This window comes from Corynebacterium sp. (assembly GCF_030530965.1).
Taxonomy (GTDB): domain Bacteria; phylum Actinomycetota; class Actinomycetes; order Mycobacteriales; family Mycobacteriaceae; genus Corynebacterium.
In genome coordinates, this window is record NZ_JAUMTY010000099.1 from 1 (window position 1) to 2,002 (window position 2,002).

Annotated in this window: 1 protein-coding gene; it reads right to left on the reverse strand. The window is 64.2% G+C overall.

Annotated elements, in window-relative coordinates:
* Positions 1 to 119: 119 nt before the first annotated feature.
* Positions 120 to 2,002, reverse strand: a 1,883-nt coding sequence (locus Q3981_RS10395; protein WP_303126025.1) for a bifunctional ADP-dependent NAD(P)H-hydrate dehydratase/NAD(P)H-hydrate epimerase, incomplete at its 5' end; no start/stop codon positions are given.

The window sequence follows — 2,002 nt, forward strand, 5'->3', positions numbered from 1 at the left end:
AGATGCAGCGTGGGATGAAGACTGGATGGGCATAGACATCATTGTGCCACCCGCCGAGGACACAACCGACGGAGATTCTCAAAACAGTCTATAACCAGCGAAAACCGCGCTTGAACGGCCTACATCTGAAGGCGCGCGCGTGCACGCGGAATTGCCTCCGCAATAACCGACGCCGACGTCGGCGCGTACCCGTCGTCGGTCTCTGCCGCAATATCAGCCGCCGACGCATGAATGGCCGCGGCTCGGACGACGGTCTCCATGAGGGCGGACAAAGGCAACTCGGCATCCGGACCGGCGTGGCCGACGCTCTCCGCAATCAAAGCCCCAGCTAGACCCGACAACACATCACCGGAGCCCGGTGTGGCCGCCCACGAACACCCGGCATCGACAACACACACTTTTACCTGCGACGACGCGCTCGCCGGAGTGTCAGACGATGAGTCCGCCAGGGCCGCGACCACCGTGGACCGACCTTTAAGCAACACCACACAGTGCAATGCTCTCGCGACCGCCGATACCGCAGGGATACGCGGGTAGTCGCTGTCCGGGTTAAGAACGTCCGTCAAGGCCTCGCGCTCCTCAGGCGACAATTCCACCGACGGTTCTGCCAGGACAGCCTTCACGACACGTCGGAATTCACCCTGGTGCGGGGTCAAAATAACGGCACCGTCGTAGTTCTTCACAGCGCGGATCAGCGGGAACGCGTCGGACCTCGAGCCGTTTCCCTCGTTCGCCCCGGTTTCGTTTCCGTCCGCTTGGCACAGAGCGGTCAACCCATCGGCGTCGATAAGAATGGGGCACACCCCTGAGGCCTCTGAGCCACACAACAGACCGTGGAGGTCATCGTAATTTCTCTTGACGCCACCGCCGGGGCCAACGACCCACGCCTGAACCCGCCCTGACGAGGCGATATCGTCAGCGGCCACGATCTCGGGATGGGCGGCAACGACCGCATCGCGGCTCTTGCCAGCAAACCGAACCATCGCGCTCGTGGCGCGAACTGCAGCCGTCGTGCACAACACAGCTGCGCCCGGGTACTCGGGGGACCCGGCCCGGATCCCCACTACCCCGCCGGTGTACTTGTCATCATGTGCCTCTGGTTCCAACGCCATCGCCGGCCACACCGCCGACGACGTCGCACCGGGTTTCGTCGCATCGGGGCCCGTCGCGAGAGCCTCCGCCGATCGTGGCACCAGCGTCACCATCCCGTCGGGCACAGCGATCTGCCGAATATCCGGCGGCGTCACCGCCCTCACGCCAGAGGCAACCAGCTCGCCATCCGCCTCGCGCTTCTCGCACTCACTGCGGCAGGCATCGCGCAACCCACAATCCGCCTGAAGAACAACCCCGCAATCGGAATTCATGGCATGGGCGCGACGAAAAGCACCAAAAGTCACGGTCGCTGCAGCCACCACATGCGGGGTGTGGGCGATGCCGGTATCCGCATCAATCCCGGACGGAATATCCACCGCCACCACCGGAATCTCCGCGTCCGCGGCCGCAGCGATCCACCTGGCCGGCTCGTCACGGAGAGGCCCATGGCCACCAATCCCCGTTACCCCGTCGATAAGAAAACACGACGAAAAACGGGCGCGATACTGCGCTAACTCCTCAGGGCTGAGGTCGGCTTCCTCAGCATCCCCGGCCTCCCCGTTCTTTCCGACGACAACCCCGCCCGACTTCTCGAACGCCCGGCGCGCCCGCTCATGAACGGACGATCCCACGCACACGGCCACCGCGTGCCACCCGCGCTGAACAAGCACAGCTCCGGCGTAGAGCGCGTCGCCCCCATTACCGCCGCTACCAGCGACAATAACCACCGCCGGAGTAAGCGGTTTCTCCTGCGGCAACCCCGGGAATCCATGCGCACCTTTATCATCCGGACCCGCTGCCCGATCATTGCCGGGCACTCCCGGCACAGTCGAGAGCCACTGCACGGTGTCTGCGACTGCCGTGGCCGCTTTCTGCATCGTTTCGTCGGGGAACGAATCGGACGCAATCA